Here is a 20,877-nt window from a genome sequence, read left to right on the forward strand (position 1 = left end):
CGCCGGGGCGGGCGCGGTTGACACGTTCGGCGGGCACGGCGGGGCGACCTGCTCGCCCCTGCCGTCGGGGTCAGCTTCCGGGCGGGGCCCGGGGCGCGCGAACGGTCCGGATCGCGTTGCGCTGCGGCTCCGCCTCGGTGGCCGCGACGGTGACCGAGGCGGCGACCGGTGCGGCGAGGGCGGACCCTTCGCCGGCGACGCCGTGCGCGGCCGGCCCGGCGGCCGTCGGGACCCCGGAGTCGGCGGTGGCGCGGTGCGTGACGGTGACGTCCGGGTGGGTGACGGCCGCGACGGTGACGACCGGCGAGCCGGGGGCCCCGGTCGACGCGGGCGCGCAGCCGCAGGCCCACGAGGCGCCCACCGGCGCCTGCTCGGCGGCGGCTCCCGGCTGCGGGGCCTCGAACGGCGACAGCGACCCGACGGTCAACGCGCCGAGCACCGTGAGGCCGGCCAGCAGCCGAGCGACCCAACGCGCCACCCACCACAAGGGATCGGTGAGCGCGAGGGACGGCATGGGGCAACGCTACCCCCGTCGCCGCCGCAGTCGTACCGGAGCCGGGCGTGTCGGAACGCCGCGCCGATGGCATCGGCCAGGGTGGACGCTCCGGCGCTCGGGGAAAGGTCGGAGCCGGGCGTGACCATCGACTCGGCTTCCGGGAGGTCGGCCGTCCCGGTCGCGGCGTCGCCCGGCAGGCTCGACGACCGGGTCGGTCCGGTGCGGCGCGACTCTCAGCGCCGGCGTGCCTGCGCGGGGGCGGCGGCGACCGCGGGCGGGCGGATGCGGCGGGGACCGAGCCGGCGCATCATCGGCATCTCGACCCAGCGGTGCAACAGCCCGGCCAGGGCGAGGTTGAGGACGAGGAACCCGAGCACGGCGGCCGGCCCCCACCACCCGGGCAAGCCGACGCCCCAGTCTCCCGTCAACCGCAGCACGGTCGTCATGACGAGAACGTGGACCAGGTAGAAGGCGAACGAGACCTCACCGAGCCAGACCATCGGACGGGACCGCCACGGTGAGCGGAGGCCACGTACGTCGGCATCCGCCGCCGCGGTGATGACCAGGACGTACGCCGCCGCCAGGAGCGCGGCCCAGAACTCGGCCCGGATCCAGCCCGCGGCGGCCACCCAGACGGCGACGAAGAGGACGCTGGCGAGCGGAAGTCGTGGCCCGCGCCACCGGCCGCGCAGCATCAGCTCGGCGGCGGCCACCCCCATCCAGAACTCCAGGGACCGGGTCAGCGGGAAGACCTGGGTGAACCACCAGCGGTGCTCCTCGGGCACCAGCAGCTGGGCGGGCCAGAGCGCCAGGATGAGCAGTGGCACCGCGACGACGACCGCCCAGAGCGACCAGGGTCGTGCCCGGCGCACCAGTGGCAGCGCCAGCGGCAGGCAGAGGTAGAAGAAGAACTCGCAGGAGAGCGACCAGCTCACGTTGTTGACGCTGTAGAAGTGGCCGGCCCGGAAGTCCCAGGCCTGGAGCAGGAGGAGGTTCTCCACCGCGACGCCGACCCGCACCGGGTCGGCGAACCAGAGCGCCACCAGCAGCGCCACCGCCCAGAGCACCGCGTGGTTCGGCCATATCTTGGCAAACCGGCGACGCCAGAAGGTCCGCCGGGGCTCCCCCGGCCGTGCCGACCAGACCAGCACGAAGCCGCTGAGGATGAAGAAGAATTCCACACCGGACAGACCGAGGCTGAAGACCTTGCTGACCACGCCCTGGTAGTCGGGCTCGGCGATGATCCGCATGGTGCCGGCGTGGAACCCGAACACCAGCAGCGCCGCGATCCAGCGCAGTCCGGTGAGGGAGGGCAGCCGGCCGGCTGGAGCGCCGCCCCCGGCGGTCGGCGCCACCGTCGGGTCTCCCACCGTCACCAGCATGTACCTCTCCTCCCCCGGGGCGCCCGGGCTGCCGCCCGTGACCCGGCCGTCCCCCGGAGCTCCGGAGGCCGCCGCCCGGCGGCGCCACTGATCCAGGCCGCCCGTTCGGGGCACCCTATCTCGCCACGCGGATGACGACCGGCGGCCGGTCGTACGACTCCGACGCCGCGGCATGCCGTGCATGTCCGGTGGCTTAATATCGCGGGGCTCGGAGGTGATGGATGCGGCGCACCTCCGAGTGGCACCGCACCAACGGCAGCGAGGTGCCGTCGCGGACGGACGAGAGGTGGAGCGACCGATGCACCAGCGGATCCTGATGCGGGCCAAGAAGGGCCCCTTCGACGTCTACTCGCCGGAGGAGACCTTCGAGCAGAACTGGATCGGGGAGAACGCTGGCAACCTCGTGTTCAGCCACGCGGCGTACAAGCTGCTCAGCACCGCGAACACCCGGATCGACCCGACGGCGTTCCGGGCGAACCTCCGCGAGGCAGACATGATCAACGAGCGGTACGACGTCTTCGTCGTACCGCTGGCCAACGCCTTCCGGCGCAGCTACGCCGAGCGCCTGGGCAACCTGACCCGGCTCATCCAGCGGCTGCGGATCCCGGTGGTGGTGCTCGGGGTGGGAGCCCAGACCAACGTCAAGGGCGACCTGGAATACCTGCGCCCCATCGACGACGCGGTGAAGGCGTTCGTCAAAGCGGTGCTCGACCGGTCGCACAGCATCGGCGTCCGGGGGGAGATCACCGGCGACTACCTCCGCTCCCTGGGCTTCTCGGCGGTCGACGTGATCGGCTGCCCGTCGATGTTCCTGCACGGGGAGAACCTTCGGGTGGAGAAGCGCAAGGCGTTCCTGGAGCAGCACGACCGGATCGCCATGACCATCTCGCCGTACGTGAAGTCGATGGCGGAGGTGGTGGCCAACCACCACCGCAAGTACCCGAACCTGCGCTACATCCCGCAGGACCTGAAGACCCTCGGCACCCTGCTCTACGGCGACGCGCCGGAGGACCGGGGCAAGTCGAGCCAGATCCCGATCCACACCTCGCACCCGCTCTTCACCGAGGACAAGGTGCGGATGTTCGTGGACCCGTCCACCTGGATGGACTACCTCTCCGGGTTCGACTTCAACTTCGGCACCCGGATCCACGGCACCATCACCGCCCTGATCGCCGGTACGCCGGGTTACCTGTTCGCGCACGACTCCCGCACGCTGGAACTGGCTCGGTACTTCGAGATCCCGCACCGCGTCATGAAGGACGTGCCGGCCGACGTCGACGCCGCCGACCTGTACCAGGAGGCGGACTACACGGCCCTCAACAACGGGCACAAGGCGCGATTCGAGACGATGCTGGCATTCCTCGCCAAGCATGACCTCCCGAACGCCTTCGCCGACAGCGACAGCCCCGCCCGCTTCGACGAGCAGGTCCGCGCCACCAACTACCCACCGGCCGTACGGCCCGCCGCCGCCACCAACCAGGACGTCCTGCTGGGTCGGCTGCAGTGGCTGCGCGACCACGCCGACGGGCTGCGCGGTGAGATGAAGAGCCTCGAGCAGGTGCGGTTGCACGTCCAGATACGGCAGGCCGTCGGCGGCCGGATGCGGCGCATCCTCAACCGTTAACCTCCCGCTCGACCGCTGTTCAGTAAGCTCACCGCCGCCGGTCATGTGAGGTTGCGGACCCGTCCACCCGCAGGGTCGAAGGTGGCGGCGTGGTCAACGAGCCGACGCACGCCCCGCTGCTGAGTCTCGTCGTGCCCGTCCACGGCGTCGAGGCATACCTGTACCAGTGCCTGGAGTCGATTCGCGCCGACATCCCGGCCGCCGAGGCGCAGCAGGTCGAGCTGATCGCGGTCGACGACGCCTCGCCGGACCGGTGCGGTGAAATGCTGCGCTCCTACGCGGCCGACCGGTCCGGCATCCGGCTCGTGCACCTGACGCAGAACGTGGGCCTGGGGCTGGCCCGCAACGCGGGTCTCGACGTGGCGACCGGCCGATACGTCTGGTTCGTCGACAGCGACGACTGGCTGCCGCCGGGCACGATCCCGGCGGTGCTGGGCCGGCTTCGCCAGCACGAACCGGACGTGCTGCTGCTCGATCACCTCCGGGTGCACGAGGACGGCCGGCGGGAGGTCGACGCGAGCAGCCACCTGCTGCGTGACGTGCCGGGCGTGGTCCGGCTGGCCGACCGGCCGCAGCTGCTGCGGGTGCAGCACACCGCCTGGAACAAGGTGGTCCGCCGCACCTTCCTGGACGAGCTGGGGCTACGGTTCCACGCGGGCTGGTACGAGGACATCCCGTTCAGCCACCCGCTGCTGATCGGCGCGGAGAAGATCTCGGTGCTGGACCGGGTCTGCTACCTGTACCGCCGGGGCCGGCTGGGCGCCATCACCTCGACCCGCAGCGGCCGGCACTTCGACGCCTTCGACCAGTACGAGCGGCTGATGGACTGGGTGCGGCAGCGCCACCCCGACGAGCGGCTGCAGGCCGACCTCTTCGAGCTGATGGTGAACCACTACCTCGTGGTCGCCGGCAACGACGACCGGCTCCACCCCCATCTGCGCCGGGCCTTCTTCCGCCGGGTGACCGAGCACTACCGCCGTTACCTGCCGACCGACGGCTACGCGCTACCCGGTGGGGTTCCGGGGCTCAAGCACCGGCTGGTGGGGCGGGGCGACTACCTGGCGTACGCGGCGCTGCGGCAGGCGCACCGGGTGACCGGCCGGCTGCGCGGCGGGCGCGACGGTGGCCCGGCTGACGCCGCCGACGCGGAGGCCGACACCGACGCCGCCGTCGGTTCGATCGGGCAACCTCTGCACGCGGAGCAGGCCGGCGCGCTGACGGGGCGGGCATGAGCGAGCGCGGCGAGCGGATCGAGGAGGACGGCGCGGCCGGCGAGGGGTTCCGCCCCGCCGACGACGGCGACGTGCACCGGATGCTGGACTGGCGTAACCACCCCCAGGTCCGTGGTGTGAGCCTGACCAGCCACGAGATCGGCCTGGACGAACACACCGCCTGGTGGGCGAAGGTCCGCGTCGACCCGGACCGCCGGGTGCTGATACACCGGCACGGAGGCGTCCCGTCGGGGGTCGTCACCTTCGCCGGCCTCACCTCCCCGGAGCGGTCCCTCACCTGGGGCTTCTATCTCGACGTCGCCGGCCTGGACGCGCGGGGCGAGCTGCTGCCGGCGTGGCTGTCCCTGGAGCGGGCGGCGATCGCGTACGCCTTCGAGACGCTCGGGGCGCGCACGCTCGGCGGCGAGACGTTGACCAGCAACCAGCCGGTGCTCGCCCTGCACCGGCGGTTCGGCTTCCGCGTCGTGCGGCAGTACGAGCGGGAGGTCGAGGGCAGGCCGCATCAGGTGGTCTGGACGGAGATGAGCAGAGGAACATGACAGTCAGCATCGGGCCGCACCGGGTCGGCCCTGGAGAGCGACCCCTCGTGGTCGCCGAGATGTCCGGTAACCACAACGGCAGCCTCGACCGGGCGTTGGCCATCGTGGACGCGGTGGCGGCGAGCGGAGCGCACGCGCTCAAGCTTCAGACGTACCGCCCGGACACCATCACCATCGACGTGGACGCGCAGGCGTTCCGGATCTCCGATGGGCACGGACTGTGGGGCGGTGAGAACCTCTACCAGCTCTTCGAGCGGGCGCACACCCCGTACGAGTGGCACGAGCCGATCTTCGAGCGGGCCCGCCGGCACGGGCTGACGGTCTTCTCCTCGCCGTTCGACCACACGGCCGTGGAGCTGTTGGAGAAGCTGGACGTGCCGGCGTACAAGATCGCCTCGTCGGAGCTGGTGGACCTGCCGCTGATCCGCCTCGTGGCGAGCACCGGCAAGCCGATGGTGATCTCCACGGGGATGGCCACGGTCGGCGAGATCGACGCCGCCGTGCAGACCGCCCGCGAGGGTGGCGCCGCGGGCATCGTGCTGCTCGCCTGCACCGCCTCCTACCCGGCGCCGCCGCAGGACAGCAACCTGCGCCGGATCCCGGTGCTCGCCGACACGTTCGGCGTGCCCGTGGGACTCTCCGACCACACGCCGGGCATCGGCGTGCCGGTCGCCTCGGTGGCGCTCGGCGCCTGCCTGATCGAGAAGCACGTGACGCTGCGCCGCGCCGACGGCGGCGTCGACTCGGACTTCTCCCTGGAGCCGGAGGAGCTGGCCGCGCTCACCGTCGAGTCGGAGCGGGCGTGGGCCGCGCTCGGCACCACCCACATCGGCCCCACCCCGACCGAGCGTGAAGGGTTGCGCTTCCGCCGCTCCCTCTTCGTCGTCGCCGACGTACGGGCCGGTGACCCGGTGACCGCGGCGAACGTCCGCTCGATCCGGCCCGCCGGCGGACTTCCCCCGGCCGACATCGATCGGGTGCTCGGTCGGACCTTCACCCAGGACGTGCCGCGTGGGACGGCGCTCTCCTGGGATCTGATCTGACGTACGAGAACCATGGGCCCGGTCCTGATCCGACCGGGCCCGTCGCTTTCTCGCGGGGTCGGCTCAGGCCTCGACGGTGACCAGCCGGACGAACTCGCGGAACAGGTCGTAGCCGTCCCAGATCGGCGCGAACCGGAGCGCCGCCCCGAAGGGCACGATGCGATCGATGCCCCGACCGCCGAGCTGCCGGGCGAGTTCGCGCAGCTCCTCGGCCTCGAAGCCGAAGTGGGTCAGCGTCTGGTCCTGCCGGCGCACGAACGACACCAGCCCCGCCAGCTCGGCCACCGGCACGAAACCGAAGGTGCCAGTGCCCAGCCACTCCCGGGGCGCGGCGGCCGGCGTCGCCAGGTCCAGCGTCGCCACGAGGTTGTCGGGGAACGCCATCCGGGTCACACCCCCGTCGGCGGCGAGCCCGTACACCCCGACCCGCTTCTCCACGGCCATCGCCGCGTCGACCTCCCAGCCCCGGTCCCGGGCGGCGACGCCGAGCAGGGCGACGAACTCGGTCTGGACCGCCTCGGCGCGGCGGGCGTCGCCGACCAGGAAGACGGCCCGGGGCGAGGAGCACGCGGCCTGGTCGAACCAGTAGGCGTCGTTCACGAAGTTGACCACCGCCTCCTGCCGGGCGCTCGGCGACGCCGCCGCCCAGCCGGCCACGGAGAGGGCCGCGAACGAGGTGCGGTCCGGGAAGGTGAGGTCCCGGGCCGCGGGGGCGAGGCGGTGCCGGCGAACGGCGTTCACCGCCCGGTCACCGCCCCACACGACCCGTACGTCGCAGGCAGCGCTGAGCCGGGCCGTCACCTCGTCGTCGTGCCCGTACGTGATCATGCGCTGGGTACGGGCGACGACTGGGTCGGCCTCGGCGAGGCTGTCGTTCAACACCTCGAGGATCGTCTCGGCCGCAGCCGCGGAGCGGGGCGAGACCCGGACGACGTTGACGTTGCCGGCGAGCGCCGAGAGCGCCCAGGAGTAGACGAAAATGGTGTCTACGTTGGCGGGTGGAATGTGGAACACCGTGCCCCGGGGGAAGGCCAGGTCCTGCGGGTCGAGTGCCCCGTGCAGCCGTTCGACAGCGCGCAGCAGCTCCCGGCGGCGCAGGAAGAAACCGAGCGAACCGAGCTCCGGGTGCCGCCGGGCCAGGGCAGGGGCGAGCAGTCGCCGGGCGACCAGCGTCAGGAAGTCGACGATCCGCTCGTCGCCCACGGCGAGCGGCGTCTCGCCGTCCGGCGGCAGGACCTCGTCGATCGGCAGCTCGGGGCCGGCGGGGAAGCGCATCCGTACCGTCATCATCGGCCTCCGGGGTAGGTGTCGCTGCAGCCCCGCGCCTCGGCCCGGGGCAGCCGGCCGAGGACGCCGAACCGCTTGCCCGGCCAGTGCCCGTCGTCCACCCCGTGCACGACCCCGAGGTCCTCGGTGAGCAGCACGTTGCCCGGGTACGAGGTGGGCAGGTTGCTGATCACCTCGATGAGGCCGGGCCTGCCGACCGGCGCCTCCTGCCAGGTCACCGGGTCACGGATGATGACGTCGGCGAAGTCGGGGCAGTAGAGCGAACCGCCGTCCGGCCCCTCCAGGAACACCGTGCCGATCTGCTCTACCATGCCGTAGAAGTTGTGGATCCTGGTGAGTCCGGTGTCCGCGCCGAGACGGCGACGGAACTCGGCGTTGTCCACAGCCTGGTCGACGAGCTTCTTCCAGCCCCCGGAGTGCACCAGGATGCCCTGGGACAGGTCGAGACCGTGGTCCCGCGCGACCTCGTAGAGGTAACGCCAGACCATGAACGTGAAGCCGAAGATCAGGAACGGCGCGTCGCCGTGCCGGGCCAGGAAGTCCTTCAGCGCGGCCACGTCGGGACGGTCGTCGGCGTCGAGCAGCCAGAGGTGGTCCCGGCCGAAGTTCACCATGCCGAGCGCGCCGGCTCCCCGGGCGGAGTAGGAGCGGCGGTCGCCGACCACACCGGACCGGTCCACCACGACCATCGGCAGCCGCCGTGGGCCGAGCACCGTGCCGAGCGTACGGGCCAGCATCCGGGACTGGGTGGCGGCTGCCTCCCGGTCCAGATGGATCCGGCTCACGTCACCGGTGGTGCCGCTGGAGGTGAGCACCCGGATCACCTGGTCGTCCGGGACGCTCGCCAGCTTGCGGGTTTTGAACAGCCGTACCGGCAGCCAGGGCAGGTCGGCCAGCGTCGCCGGCTCCCGCTCCGCGCCGAGCGCGGCCAGGATCTGGTCGTACGGCGGGCAGTTGCGCCGGTGGTGCGCGACCAGCTCCACGAGCTCGTCGCGCAGCCGGGCCTCCTTCTCCGCCTGGCGGAGGGTGAACACTTCGGTCAGCACTGTGCCTCCAGCACGCGGTAGTCGGGCTTGCCGCTGGGCGTCAACGGCAGGGCGTCGACGCCGCGCACCTGCACGCCGGACGCGTGGGTACCGAGCGCCGACGCCGCCTCGGCCCGGATCCGGGCGAGCCGGTCCGGGTCGTCGTCGCCCTCGACCACCACCACCAGCCGGTCCGCCCCGGCCACCGCGGCGACCGGGCCGTGGTGGCCCAGCGACCGCTCGACGTCGTCCAGGTTGACCCGTACGCCGAACACCTTGGCGATCCGCTTGATCCGGCCGGTGACGAAGAGGAAGCCGTCGGCGTCCAACCGGCCCAGGTCACCGGTGGCGAGCACGCCGCCCAGCTCGTCCGGCCGGGCGAGGTCGGCATCGGTCTCCGCGTAGCCCATCATCACGTTGGGTCCCCGGTAGACGATCTCGCCGACCCGGTCCGGCGTCGTGGTCTCCGCGCCGTCCTCGGCCCGGATCGAGAGCGCTCCGCCGGGTACCGGCAGACCCACCGAGCCGAGCTTTTCCGGCAGGCGGTCGGCCGGCAGGACGGTCATCCGCGCGGTCGCCTCGGTCTGCCCGTACATCACGAAGAACCGGCCGCCCACCTCCGCCATCCGACCGTGGAAGTCGGCCACCAGGTCCGGGTGCAGCCGCCCGCCGGCCTGGGTGAGCGTCCGCAGCCGGGGGTGCCGGGCCGGAGCGAAGCGCAGCCGGCGCAGCATCTCGTACTGGTAGGGCACGGCGGCCAGCGAGGTGACGCCGTACCGGCCGGCCGCCGTCCAGAAGTCCCGGGAGGTGAGCCCGCCGCGTTCCAGCAGCACGGTGGCGCCGACGTGCAGATGGCTCGTGAGCACCGAGAGCCCATAGGCGTAGTGCAGCGGCAGCGTGGTCGGGGCGACCTCGTCGCCGTCGAGCCCGAGCGCGGTGGCGATCGCCGCGGCGTTGGCGTGCATGGCGGATCGGGACAGCCGCACCAGCTTCGGATTGCCGGTCGAGCCGGAGGTGTTGAGCAGCAACCCCAGATCGGGGTGGAGTGGACCGCCGTCGGGCGCGAGGGCCCGCCAGGCCGTGCCGAGCCCGGCGGCGGCCGGCCGGAATCCGTCGACCGGCGTCGGGTGGTTCAGCAGCAGGGCCGGGCGGAACCGGTCGACCAGGTCCCCCAGCACGGCCGGGGTGATCTGCGGATCGAGCAGCGCGACAGGTCGATTCGCCTGCCAGACGGCGAGGAGGCGTAGCACCGCGTCGATTTCGGTGGCGGCGGTGGCGAAGACCAACCCGGGCGGTTCGGCGTCGAGCAGCGCCGCGAGGTCGGCGACCCGGGCGGCGAGGTCCGCGCCGACGAGCCGCCGGCCGGTGGCGGCGTCGACCAGGCCGGCGTCGGGATGCAGCAGACTGTTCACACCGTCAGCCCGCCGTCCACCCCGATGACCTGGCCGGTGACGAAACCGGCCGCCGGGGAGAGCAGGAACGCGACCACGTCGGCGACCTCCTCCGGCTCACCGAGCCGGCGCAGCGGGGTGGCATCGGCGCGGGCCTGCCGGCCGGCCTCGTCGAGGTCGGCGAGGAGATCGGTGCGGATGAAGCCGGGGGCGACGGCGTTGACGCGTACGCCCGCCGGGCCGAGCTCCTTCGCCGCGGCCCGGGTCAGCCCCTCGACGGAGGCCTTGCTGGCGGCGTACGCCGTCTGGCCGGGCACCCCGGCGGAGCCGACCAGGGACGCGGTGAGCACCGCGGCCGGCTGGCTGCCGCGACGCAGCAGCCGCGCGCCCTGCTGGAGGGTGTGCACGGCGCCGGCGGCGTTGACCGCGAAGAGTCGGCTGACCGTGTCGTCGGACACGGTGCCGAGCAGGCCCGCGGCGTGCGTGCCCGCGTTCACGACCAGCGCGTCGAGGCCACGCCAGCTCTCGAACAGGACGCGGTTCAGCGCGCGGATCCGCTCCGGGTCCGCGACGTCGCCGTGCACCGCCAGGTGCGGCCCGCCCGGCAAGGCGGCGGCCAACTCCTCGGCCGGGCCGGGGAGCCGGCCGTGCACGGCGACCCGGTAGCCCTGCTCCGCGAGCCGCCACGCGACGGCCCGCCCGATGCCCCGGGTCGAGCCGGTGACGAGGACCCGGCGGGACACGGCCGCCGAATCAGCCGGATCAGTCGGTGAGGACGACACCGTGCTTCTCCAAAATCTGTCGCGCGCGGTCGAAGGAACTCAGATCGATAACCTCATCGGTGTCCAACATGACACCGAAATCGTCCTCGATCGCGGCGACGAGCGACATGTGCGCGAGCGAGTCCCACCGCTCGATTCCGCGATATTCCAAACTCTCCACCTCAGCGTCCTCGGGCAGTTCCAGGGCGGTTCGAAAGACGGTCCTCAGTCGCTGCAGTTCCATTTTTTCCTCCCTGACAGCTAGCACGACCACGCGTGCCGGCCGAGTGTAGCCGAGGTCCGGGAGCTCACCATCTGCGCTGGAATACACAGGAGATGTTCGCCTGGACGGCATTCCGCATTCACCCTGCCCGCGACGGCAGTTAACGGGAGTGCGTTGGCGTATTAACCCAACGGGCCTACCGTCACGATCCGTTCCGTCAGCCGGGCGCCGACCGCAAGCCACCACGACCGCGGGAGAAGCAATTGAAAGAGCTGAATGGGTCCTCCATTCTGATCACCGGGGGAACGGGTTCCTTCGGGAAGGCCTTCCTCCGGCACGTCCTCGCCGAGGACGACCCGGCCCGGGTCGTGGTCTTCTCCCGTGACGAACTCAAGCAGTACGAGCTGCGCCAGCAGTTGGGCGACGACCCGCGGCTGCGCTGGTTCATCGGCGACATCCGGGACCGGCACCGGCTGACCCGGGCCATGCACGGGGTGGACCACGTCGTGCACGCGGCGGCGCTCAAGCAGGTGGACACCGCCGAGTACAACCCCTCGGAGTTCATCGCCACCAACATCACCGGCTGCCAGCACGTCGTCGACGCCGCCATCGAGGCGGGCGTGAAGAAGGTCATCGCGCTCTCCACCGACAAGGCGTCCAGCCCGATCAACCTGTACGGCGCCACCAAGCTCGTCGGCGACAAGCTGTTCATCTCCGCGAACCACTACGCCGCCCACCACCCGACCCGGTTCGCCGTGGTGCGGTACGGCAACGTGGTCGGCAGCCGCGGCTCGGTGGTCCCGCTCTTCCGCAGGCTGGCCGCCGAGGGCAAGAGCCTGCCGATCACGGACAAGCGGATGACCCGCTTCTGGATCACCCTGCCGCAGGCCGTCCAGTTCGTCGTCGACTCGTTCGACCAGATGCAGGGCGGCGAGCTCTTCGTCCCGCGGATCCCGAGCATGCGGATCCTCGACCTGGTCGAGGCGGTCGCCCCGGACGCCACCACCCACGAGGTCGGCATCCGCCCCGGCGAGAAGCTCCACGAGGAGATGATCTCCCTGGACGACAGCCGCCGGACGCTGCGCGCCCCGGACCGGTTCATCGTCCAGCCGACGATCGCCACCTGGGGCTACCAGCCGCCGGCCGACTGCGAGCCGGTGCCGGACAACTTCGCGTACCGGTCGGACAGCAACGACGAGTGGCTCAGCGTCGAGCAGCTCCGCCACGTTCTCGACGAACAGTGATGGCGATGCTCCCGTACGGCCGGCAGTCGATCACCGAGGACGACGTCGAAGCAGTCGTCGCCGCCCTGCGCAGCGACTGGCTCACCACCGGTCCACAGGTCGACGGCTTCGAGGCCGATCTGGCCGAGTGGGCCGGTGGGGTCGGGTGCGCCGCCGTCTCCAACGGCACCGCGGCGCTGCACGTCGCGTACGCGGCGGCCGGCGTGGGACCCGGCGACGAGGTCGTCGTCCCGCCGATGACGTTCGTCGCGACGGCCAGCAGCGCTGTCGCGCTCGGCGCGAAGATCGTGTTCGCCGACGTCGAGGAGGAGACCTTCACCCTCGATCCGGCCGCGGTCGCCGCCGCCACCACGTCGCGTACCCGGGTCGTCTCGGCTGTCGACTACGCCGGCCACCCGGCCGACTACGACGCCCTGCGAACCGCCATGGATGGCTCGGACGCGCTGCTGCTCGCCGACGCCGCGCACTCGATCGGGGCCACCTACCGGGACCGGCCGGTCGGTACGCTCGCCGACCTGACCACGTTCTCCTTCTTCCCCACCAAGAACCTCACCACGGCCGAGGGAGGCGCGGTCGCCGCCACCGACCCGCGGCTGCTGGAGCGGGCCCGCCGGTTCCGCAACATCGGGTTGGTCCGCGACCGCGACGAGCAGCGCTGGCCGGACGAGGGTGGCTGGCACCAGGAGGTGCACGAGTTCGGGCTGAACTACCGGCTGCCGGACGTGCTCTGCGCGCTGGGCCGCAGCCAGCTGCGCCGGCTCGACGGCTTCCTCGCCCGGCGGGCCGAGCTGGTCGCCCGCTACGACGAGGCCCTGGCGGACCTGCCCGGCGTACTCACCCCGGGCCGGCGCTCCTGGGCGCGGCCGGCGTGGCACCTCTACCCGGTCCGGATCCTCGACGGACGCCGCCGCGAGGTGTACGACCGGATGCGTGCGGCGGGCATCGGCGTGCAGGTGAACTACATTCCGGTGCACTGGCACCCGGCCTTCGCCGACCTCGGCTACCGGCGCGGGTCCTGCCCGGTGGCTGAGTCGTTCTACGCCCAGGAACTCTCGCTGCCGCTCTACCCGACCCTGAGCGACGTCGACCAGGAGCGAGTCGTCGACGCGCTCGCCGCGGCGCTGCGGGGGCGGACGGCGCGGCCCGCCGCCGCCTGATGGGACGCTGATGCACCACGCCAACCACTTCTACGGCCACGCCCACGTGCTGGCCCGCTACGCGGGGCTGGGCACCGGGCACCCGCCGCGGATCAACGGTTACGTCCAGCACGGGTGGAACATCGGTGACGGGCTGGCCCCCGGCCACCCGTACGCCGAGCGCACCCCGAGCCTGCTCTGGTCCGAGCAGACCCGGCGGCGTGCCTGGTCCGTGGGGCGGCGCAACGTCGCCGTCATCGGTGCGCCCTTCGCGTACCTGCTGGCCATGGAGCCGGGCGACCCGCCGGCCGAGGAGCGGCAGGGCACCATCTGGTACCCGTTCCACGGCTGGGAGGGGCAGCACGTCCACGGCGACCACAAGAAGCTGATCACCCTGATCCGGGAGACCGAGCCGGGCCCGGTGACCGTCTGCCTCTACTGGCACGAGTACGGCATGCGCAAGGTCCGGCGGCTCTACGAGAACGCCGGTTTCCGAGTGATCTGCCACGGTTACCGGGGGCACTGGTGGAAGGACACCGACCCGTACTTCCTCGACAAGCAGCTCGTCGAGCTGCGCCGGCACCGCCGGGTGGCCTCGAACCGGCTGACCAGCGCGATCTTCTACGGCATCGCGGCGGGCTGCGAGCCGGCCGTGTACGGCGACCCGATGGTGCTCGCCGACGAGGACCCCACCTTCGGCGGTACCGCCCGGATCCGCCGGCAGTGGCCGGAGCTGCACGGGGCGTCGGTCGACCTCCCGACCGCCGTCGCGATCGCCCGGGACGAGTTGGGCACCGACCACCGCTGCACGCCGGCCGAGCTGCGTGAGCTGCTCGGCTGGGCGAACCTCCAGGAGGAACCAGTTGACCACTGAAACGGCACCGGCCGACCGGATCGTCCTCCCGGGCGGGGAGATGCTGACCTGGTCGGACCTGCCGGAGGACCGTCCGGTCACGGCAGGAGCACTGGCGGTGCTGGCGGCGCGGGTCGTACCGGCCGGAGCCTCCGTGCTGGTCGCCGGGCCGCACGACCCGGCGTTGCTCGACCGGCTCGCGCACGCGGAGGTGACCTGCCTGCTGCGCGGCTACCCCGACGGGGCGGCTCTGGCCCCGCGCGCCGCCCGGGTGGTGGTGGGCGGCCCCGCCGGCCTCGGCGACGAGGAGCGGTTCGACGTGGTGATCGCCGGGGCCGGGCTCGACCCGATCGAGTCGGTGGAGGGCGCGCGGCTGGGCTGGGGTGGGGTCCTCGACCGGCTCACCCGCGTACTGCGGCCCGGCGGCACCCTGCTGCTGTGGGCGGAGAACCCGATGGGGCTGCGCCGGCTGGTCGACACCGACCCCTGGTACGCCCGGCGGGACGACGCCGCCTGGTCCGTCACCGGCGTCCTGGACATCGATCATCCGGCGAACCGGGATCAGCTGCGCGACCGCCTGGCCGGGGCCGGCCTGCGCCCGGACGCCTGCTTCGCGGCGTACCCGGACGCCGGCGCGCGGGCCCTGATCGACGCCGACGAACTGGCCGGCGGCGCGACGTGCGGGCTCTTCGACGCGGTGCTGCACGACGTCGGCGGCAACGGCTTCGCCGCCGCCACCGTGCTGCAGGACCCCGCCCGGCTCGCCGTGGACGCGCTGCACGCCGGGCTCGGCGCCGCGCTGGCCCCGGGCTGGGTCGTGCTCGCCACCAAGGAGCCGGCGTCCGGGCCGTCGGCCGCGCTGCCGGTGGCGCTCTTGCAGACCGGACCCGGCGGGGACGTGCTGGAGGTGGTCGCCGGCCCGCAGGGGTGGCGGTGGCAGGTGACGTCGACCGCTCGCAGCGAGACGCCGGCAGCGCCCTTCGCGACCCGCGAGGTGGCCTGCCGCGACCTGACCACGCTCGACGGTCAGCCGGTGCCGCAGGGACGGCTGCTGCGTACGCTGCTGCTCGACGCCGCCCTGCGCCGCGACCTGGACGGGCTGCGCCGACTGCTGCGCGGGTACGCGGAATGGCTGGCCGGGCAGGCCGGCGCGGACGGGGAGCTCGGTGGCGCGGTGGCGCTGGCGACCGTCGACAACGTGCTGCGCACCGACGGCGGGTACACGCTGCTCGACCCGAGCTGGCAGGTCACGGCGCCGCTGAACACGGAGGTGGTGCTCGCCCGCGGGCTGCGGCGGTTCGCCACCACACTGGTCACCGGCGGGTACGCCCACCCGTGGCCGTCCACGCTCGACATCGCGGGGCTCACCGTGGTGCTGGGCGGGGTGGCCGGCCACGACCTGTCCCGGGAGACCGTGTCGGCGGCGGTGGAGACCGAGGCCGCCGTGACCGCGGCGGTGCGCGGGCTGGACAACGAGGGACGGGGCGTGCTCCTGACCGAGCTGCGGGCGGTCGAGCCGACCGACCCGCCGGCCGGACCCCGCAGCTACCAGCAGCTACACGAGGCGTGGCGGCGCCAGCGCGAGGAACTGACCCGGCTCACGGCGCTGCTGAGGTGGACCGAGGAGCTGCTCACCTCGCGCGAACGGGCGCTGCGCCGGGCCGAGGTGAAGATCAATCTGCTCAGCGGCTCGGTGAGCTACCAGGTGGGAAGGTTCGCCGTCACCCCGGCCCGGCTGGCCCGGCGCGGGGCCCGCGCGGCCAAGCGTCGCGTCCGTGACGTGCTGGCGCCCAAGCCGCAGGAGGGGCAGTGAACGGGTGGAGGTGCCGCTGATGCGGATCGTGGGAATCGTCCAGGCCCGGATGGGCTCGTCCCGGCTGCCGGGTAAGGTGTTGCGCCCGCTGGCGGGCCGCAGCGTGCTGGGCCGGGTGGTCCGCGCCGCCCGGGACAGCGGGGTGCTCGCCGACCTCGTGGTGGCGACCAGCACCGACCCGGTGGACGACGCGGTGGCCGCCGAGTGCGAGCGGCTCGCTGTGCCGTGCCACCGGGGCCCGGTCGACGACGTGCTGAGCCGGTTCGTCGGCGCGCTCGACGCTCATCCCGGGGACGCGGTCATGCGGTTCACCGCCGACTGCCCGCTGCTCGACCCGGAGATCATCACGACGGTGGCGTCGGTCTACCGGGCGGTGCCGGGGCTCGACTACGCCAGCACCTCGATCGCGCGTACGCTGCCGCGCGGGCTGGACGTGGAGATCATCCGCGCCGAGGCGCTGCGGACGCTCCACCGGCTCGCCACCGACCATCACCGGGTGCACGTCACCTCGTACGCGTACACCCACCCGGAGCTGTTCCGGGTGCTCGGGGTCACCCTCACCCCGGACCGGTCCGGGCTGCGGCTCACGCTCGACACCGAGCAGGACTGGGCCCTGCTCCGGGCGGTCGTCGACCACTTCGGTGACGTCAGCGTGCCGCTGGCCAAGCTCGCCGACTGGCTCGACGGGCAGCCGGCGCTGCGCGCGATCAACGCCGACGTACGCCAGAAGCGGTTGGAGGAGTCCTGAGAACCGTGCGTGTCGGACTCCGCTGCGACGCCGGGCCCCAGCGGGGCGTCGGCCACCTGGTCCGCTCCCTCGCGCTCGGCGAGGAGTTCCTCGCCCGCGGCGCCCGGGTCGAGATGTTCGGTTCGGTCGAGTCGGTCGCCTGGGCCGCCGCGCAGCTCGCGGCGCGCGGCGTGCCGCTGCACCCGGGACCGCAGACCCCGGCCGAGCTGGTCGAGACGGCCCGCCGGCACCGGTTGGACGTCATGGTCCTCGACTCGTACGAGCTGGACCCGGCCGGAGCGGGAGCGCTGCGGGCCGCCGGCGTGGTCACGCTCGCGGTGGTCGACGGTGACACCCGGGGCCAGGACGCCGACCTCTACCTCGACCAGAACTTCGGCACGCGGATCGACGCCCCGGCGTCCCGGCTGCTGGCCGGCGCCGAGTTCGCCCTGCTTCGCGACTCGGTGGTGGCGGCCCGGCCACCGGCCCCCCGGCCGGTCGCCGCGCCGACGCTCCCCCGGGTCCTCGCCTTCTTCGGCGGCACCGACGCGGCCGGGGCGGCCCCGGTGCTGGCCCGGCTCCTCTTCGGGACCGGACTGCCGATGGAGCTCACCGTCGTCGTCGGACGCCCGGAGATCGGCGCGGAGCTGGCCGAGGTGCCGCGGGGGCACGGTCAGGCGCTGCATCCGATCCCACCCACCGACGCGCTACCCGCGCTGATCCGGGCGGCGGACCTGGTGGTCAGCGCCGCCGGCACCTCCACCTGGGAGTTGTGCTGTCTCGGTGCGCCCGCGGCGCTGGTCTGCGTGGTGGAGAACCAGCGGGAGTCGTACCACCGGGTGGTGGAGCACGGGCTGGTCGCCGGCGTCGGTGTGCTCCCGGAGCTCACCGCGGACTCGGCGGCGGGGCAGGCGGCCCGCGCGCTGGCCGGCCAGGTCCTCTCCGATCTGCTCACCTCTCCGTCGGGGCGCGCCGAACTGGCCGGGCGGGCCTGGACGGTGGTGGACGGTCGCGGGCGGGGCCGGGTTGCCGACGCCGTCCTGGCCCGCCTCACCGCCGCCGGCGTACCGGCGCCACACCGGCAACCGCAGCCCACTGGGGTAGCCGTAGACCACGAACCGGGTCAGCTCGGAGCCGAGGGCGAGCGCGGTCACCACGCCGGCCAGGACGAAGGCCCGGACCGGGTCCAGCAGCCGCCCGGCGAGCCGACCGGCGGCCCAGACCACCGCCAGCACCAGCAGGGCGTACGCCGCCAGCGCCGGGCCGCCGCGTCCGAGTGCGCGAAGAGGTAGCCGCCGACGGCCCGGATGCCCTCCATGGCGGCCAGGTGCCGGCTGTTGTCCTCGCCGGTCATCGCGTACGCCAGCCGTCCGGCCAGCCCGTCCGCGCGCAGGTACGGCCAGGCGAGGGCGAGCGTCGCGAGGACCGCGGCGAGCACCGGCGCGAGGGCGGCGGCCGTCGGCCGCGGCAGGCGGGGTCGGACTCCGGTGACCAGGGCGTAGCCGAGCAGCACGGTCAACGCGGCGCCCGCCACGGGCACCGGGTGCAGGCCCCACGGCCAGTACGAGAAGATCAGTCCGGCGGCGCAGATCGCGCCGAGCAGCAGTGCCGCCGCGAGCACCAGCCGGTCCAGCAAGGTGCGCCCGACCCGCAGCAGCGCGGCGGTCAGCACCAGCACCAGCGGCGGCAGCAGCCCGGCCAGGTTCAGCGCGTACGCCAGCAGGGGCACGATCCAGGCGACGACCAGCACGAGCACCGCCACGACCGCGCGCCGCCGTCCCGGGATGGCGCTGCCGTCGGGGCAACCGGCGGCGGGGTCGCCACGGAGCTGCGGTGGAGCTGCTCGACACGGGTCGCCTTCTCCTGGCGTCGCCCGCCGGGTGGGGGCGGAGCCGCCTCACCGTAGGGAGGCTCCGCCGACGTGCGGCGACATCCACGTGTGCGCCAGGTGACCGGTGGGCGACAAGATGCCCGGCCTCGCACACCTGTTCCAACCGGGCAGGTAGGGTGGTCCACATGTCCGAGGTCGCCTACCAGCCGTCGATGCTGGACCTCACCGCCGCGAAGCCGTCCCTCGGCCCCATCGCCGGCCGGCTGCGCCGGCACGAGCTCTCCCGGGGTGCCTGGATCGACCACCTTCCCGGCTGGGTGAACGGCTCGGACGCGATCTTCGACCTCCTGCTGCGGGAGGTGCCGTGGCGGGCCGAGCGTCGCACGATGTACGACAACGAGGTCGACGTGCCCCGCCTGCTCTGCTGGTACGGGCCCGACCGCCCGCTGCCGCACACCCTGCTGACCGAGGCGCGCACCGCGCTCACCCGGCACTACGCCGCCGAGCTCGGCGAGCCGTTCGTGACCGCGGGCATGTGCCTCTACCGCAGCGGGCGGGACAGCGTCGCCTGGCACGGCGACACGCACGGCCGCTCGGCGCACTCGGACACCATGGTGGCGATCGTCTCCTTCGGCTCACCGCGGTCGCTGCTGCTGCGTCCGCGCGGCGGCGGCGCCAGCCTGCGCTTCCCGCTCGGCCACGGCGACCTGGTGGTGATGGGGGGCTCCTGCCAGCGCACCTGGGAGCACGCCGTGCCGAAGACCAGCCGGCCGGTCGGCCCCCGGGTGAGTGTGCAGTTCCGGCCGGCCGGAGTCGCCTGACCGTCCGCACCTGCGCGACCGTCACGCCCACCACCGCGGGGCGCCCTCACTTCTGCTAGAAACGTCCAGGGTCGTTCACGCCCCCGTCACATCGACGAACGGAGGGTGTGCCGATGACCCGACCCCACCCAGAGCCGCGTTCGCGCTGGTCCGCCTGGTCCCTGCACGGCGACGGACGCTCCGTACGCCCCGGCGACGTGGTCCACCCCGACGAACGGCTCTCCTGGCCCCGGACGTTCGGCATCGGTGTCCAGCACGTGGTGGCCATGTTCGGCGCGACCTTCACGGTGCCGTTGATCACCGGATTCCCCCCGGCGACCACGCTCTTCTTCTCCGGGCTGGGCACCCTGCTCTTCCTGCTGATCACCGGTAACCGGCTGCCGTCGTACCTCGGCTCGTCGTTCGCCTTCATCGCGCCGGTGCTGGCGGCGAAGGCCGGTGGCGACCTCGGCCCCGCCCTCGGCGGCATCGTCGTCGCCGGGGCGGCGCTGGCGCTGGTCGGCGTCGTCGTGCAGCTCGCCGGGTCGCGCTGGATCGACGCGCTGATGCCGCCGGTGGTCACCGGCGCGATCGTCGCGCTGATCGGGCTCAACCTGGCCCCGGTCGCCTGGGACGGTGGCGGCGCCGGCACCGGGGTGAAGGCCCAGCCGCTCATCGCGGTGGTGACCCTCGCCGCCGTCCTCCTCGCCACCGTGCTCTTCCGCGGTTTCCTGGCCCGACTCTCCATCCTGCTCGGTGTGCTGGTCGGCTGGCTGCTCGCCGCCGCGCTCGGCGAGCTGGATCCGGCGGCGGTCAGCGGGTTGCGGGAGGCCGCCTGGGTCGGGTTGCCCGACTTCCACGCGCCCAGCTTCAGCCTGCGGGCCGTGGTGCTGGTCATTCCGGTGATCCTCGTGCTGATCGCGGAGAACGCCGGGCACGTGAAGGCGGTCGCCGCGATGACCGGCCGCAACCTCGACCGGGACATGGGCCGGGCGTTCCTGGGCGACGGGCTCGCCACCGTCCTGGCCGGTTCGGCCGGGGGCTCCGGCACCACCACGTACGCGGAGAACATCGGCGTGATGGCGGCGACGCGGGTCTACTCCACCGCCGCGTACTGGGTGGCCGGCCTGACGGCGGTGCTGCTCGGGCTGAGCCCGAAGTTCGGCGCGCTGATCCTCACCGTGCCGGCCGGGGTGCTCGGCGGTGCCACCACCGCGTTGTACGGGCTGATCGCCATCCTCGGTGCCCGGATCTGGATCGAGAACCGGGTGAACTTCCATGACCCGGTGAACCTGATGACGGCTGCGGTGGCGGTGATCGTCGGCGCGGCGAACTACACCCTCACCGCCGGCGACCTCTCCTTCAACGGCATCGCCCTCGGCACCGCCGCCGCTCTGGTGATCTACCACGGCATGCGCGTGATCGCGCGCCTCCGCGGCACCGCCGACCAGTCCCGCCCCTGTCTCTTAG

Annotated in this window: 19 protein-coding genes and 1 pseudogene; 12 read left to right on the top strand and 8 right to left on the bottom strand. The window is 73.1% G+C overall.

The genetic code is table 11. From position 1 onward, the window contains the following. Positions 1-70: 70 nt before the first annotated feature. Together E1211_RS01890 and E1211_RS01895 are read right to left on the bottom strand one after the other, a co-directional pair. Entirely contained in the window at positions 71-514 is a 444-nt protein-coding gene (locus E1211_RS01890) for a hypothetical protein (RefSeq protein ID WP_132344698.1), read from the bottom strand. A 215-nt stretch (positions 515-729) separates the two neighbouring features. Continuing rightward, entirely contained in the window at positions 730-1,878 is a 1,149-nt protein-coding gene (locus E1211_RS01895; protein WP_132344700.1) for an acyltransferase, read from the bottom strand. A 298-nt stretch (positions 1,879-2,176) separates the two neighbouring features. Here E1211_RS01895 and E1211_RS01900 point away from each other — a divergent pair, with 298 nt between their 5' ends. The 4 genes from E1211_RS01900 (at position 2,177) to pseI (ending at position 6,316) form a co-directional block, all read left to right on the top strand. Next, positions 2,177-3,502: a polysaccharide pyruvyl transferase family protein gene (locus E1211_RS01900; protein WP_132344702.1), complete on the top strand. Its 1,326-nt coding sequence runs from the start codon at positions 2,177-2,179 to the stop codon at positions 3,500-3,502. 89 nt (positions 3,503-3,591) lie between these two features. Continuing rightward, complete coding sequence (locus E1211_RS01905; RefSeq protein WP_132344704.1) at positions 3,592-4,734, top strand: glycosyltransferase; 1,143 nt, start codon at positions 3,592-3,594, stop codon at positions 4,732-4,734. Beyond that, positions 4,731-5,273 carry a GNAT family N-acetyltransferase gene (locus E1211_RS01910; protein ID WP_132344706.1) on the top strand — a complete coding sequence of 181 codons (543 nt, stop codon included), beginning with the start codon at positions 4,731-4,733 and terminating at the stop codon, positions 5,271-5,273. Before E1211_RS01905 ends, E1211_RS01910 begins: the two co-directional genes overlap by 4 nt. Beyond that, on the top strand, positions 5,270-6,316 hold the full coding sequence (pseI, locus tag E1211_RS01915; protein ID WP_132344708.1) for a pseudaminic acid synthase: 1,047 nt from the start codon (positions 5,270-5,272) through the stop codon (positions 6,314-6,316). The genes E1211_RS01910 and pseI overlap by 4 nt, the downstream gene beginning before the upstream one ends. A gap of 63 nt (positions 6,317-6,379) precedes the next feature. On the opposite strand, the gene E1211_RS01920 is transcribed toward pseI, so the two are convergent. The 5 genes from E1211_RS01920 to E1211_RS01940 are packed head-to-tail and all read right to left on the bottom strand — an operon-like array spanning position 6,380 to position 11,024. Beyond that, a complete protein-coding gene (locus E1211_RS01920) occupies positions 6,380-7,603 on the bottom strand; it encodes an acyl-CoA reductase (protein ID WP_132344710.1) in 1,224 nt (407 codons plus the stop codon). Continuing rightward, entirely contained in the window at positions 7,603-8,649 is a 1,047-nt protein-coding gene (locus E1211_RS01925; RefSeq protein WP_132344712.1) for an acyl-protein synthetase, read from the bottom strand. The genes E1211_RS01920 and E1211_RS01925 overlap by 1 nt, the downstream gene beginning before the upstream one ends. Beyond that, the gene (locus E1211_RS01930; RefSeq protein WP_132344714.1) at positions 8,643-10,040 is read right to left on the bottom strand and encodes an AMP-binding protein; all 1,398 of its coding nucleotides are present in this window, start codon (positions 10,038-10,040) and stop codon (positions 8,643-8,645) included. The genes E1211_RS01925 and E1211_RS01930 overlap by 7 nt, the downstream gene beginning before the upstream one ends. Further along, the gene (locus E1211_RS01935; protein WP_132344716.1) at positions 10,037-10,801 is read right to left on the bottom strand and encodes an SDR family NAD(P)-dependent oxidoreductase; all 765 of its coding nucleotides are present in this window, start codon (positions 10,799-10,801) and stop codon (positions 10,037-10,039) included. The genes E1211_RS01930 and E1211_RS01935 overlap by 4 nt, the downstream gene beginning before the upstream one ends. Next, a complete protein-coding gene (locus E1211_RS01940) occupies positions 10,782-11,024 on the bottom strand; it encodes an acyl carrier protein (RefSeq protein WP_132344718.1) in 243 nt (80 codons plus the stop codon). Before E1211_RS01940 ends, E1211_RS01935 begins: the two co-directional genes overlap by 20 nt. 242 nt (positions 11,025-11,266) lie before the next feature. Between E1211_RS01940 and pseB the strand changes: the two genes are divergently transcribed. The 6 genes and pseudogenes from pseB to E1211_RS01970 form a co-directional block, all read left to right on the top strand. After that, complete coding sequence (pseB, locus tag E1211_RS01945; RefSeq protein ID WP_132344719.1) at positions 11,267-12,247, top strand: UDP-N-acetylglucosamine 4,6-dehydratase (inverting); 981 nt, start codon at positions 11,267-11,269, stop codon at positions 12,245-12,247. Positions 12,248-12,252: 5 nt separating this feature from the next. Continuing rightward, a complete protein-coding gene (locus E1211_RS01950) occupies positions 12,253-13,404 on the top strand; it encodes a DegT/DnrJ/EryC1/StrS aminotransferase family protein (RefSeq protein WP_132344721.1) in 1,152 nt (383 codons plus the stop codon). A gap of 10 nt (positions 13,405-13,414) precedes the next feature. Next, positions 13,415-14,257 carry a hypothetical protein gene (locus E1211_RS01955; RefSeq protein WP_132344723.1) on the top strand — a complete coding sequence of 281 codons (843 nt, stop codon included), beginning with the start codon at positions 13,415-13,417 and terminating at the stop codon, positions 14,255-14,257. Beyond that, entirely contained in the window at positions 14,247-16,049 is a 1,803-nt protein-coding gene (locus E1211_RS01960) for a class I SAM-dependent methyltransferase (protein ID WP_132344726.1), read from the top strand. Before E1211_RS01955 ends, E1211_RS01960 begins: the two co-directional genes overlap by 11 nt. 16 nt (positions 16,050-16,065) lie before the next feature. Further along, positions 16,066-16,797: a cytidylyltransferase domain-containing protein gene (locus E1211_RS01965; protein WP_132344748.1), complete on the top strand. Its 732-nt coding sequence runs from the start codon at positions 16,066-16,068 to the stop codon at positions 16,795-16,797. Next, a pseudogene (locus E1211_RS01970) lies at positions 16,794-17,855 on the top strand (PseG/SpsG family protein); the annotation flags it as partial. The gene E1211_RS01965 and the pseudogene E1211_RS01970, both read left to right, overlap by 4 nt. Before the next feature lie 71 nt (positions 17,856-17,926). Here E1211_RS01970 and E1211_RS01975 read toward each other — a convergent pair. After that, the gene (locus E1211_RS01975; RefSeq protein ID WP_132344728.1) at positions 17,927-18,538 is read right to left on the bottom strand and encodes a hypothetical protein; all 612 of its coding nucleotides are present in this window, start codon (positions 18,536-18,538) and stop codon (positions 17,927-17,929) included. Positions 18,539-18,792: 254 nt separating this feature from the next. Here E1211_RS01975 and E1211_RS01980 point away from each other — a divergent pair, with 254 nt between their 5' ends. Continuing rightward, positions 18,793-19,428: an alpha-ketoglutarate-dependent dioxygenase AlkB gene (locus E1211_RS01980; RefSeq protein WP_132344730.1), complete on the top strand. Its 636-nt coding sequence runs from the start codon at positions 18,793-18,795 to the stop codon at positions 19,426-19,428. Positions 19,429-19,541: 113 nt separating this feature from the next. Further along, positions 19,542-20,877, top strand: a 1,336-nt coding sequence (locus tag E1211_RS01985) for a uracil-xanthine permease family protein (RefSeq protein ID WP_132344732.1), incomplete at its 3' end; no start/stop codon positions are given.

The sequence above is a fragment of the Micromonospora sp. 15K316 genome, assembly GCF_004348525.1.
GTDB lineage: Bacteria > Actinomycetota > Actinomycetes > Mycobacteriales > Micromonosporaceae > Micromonospora.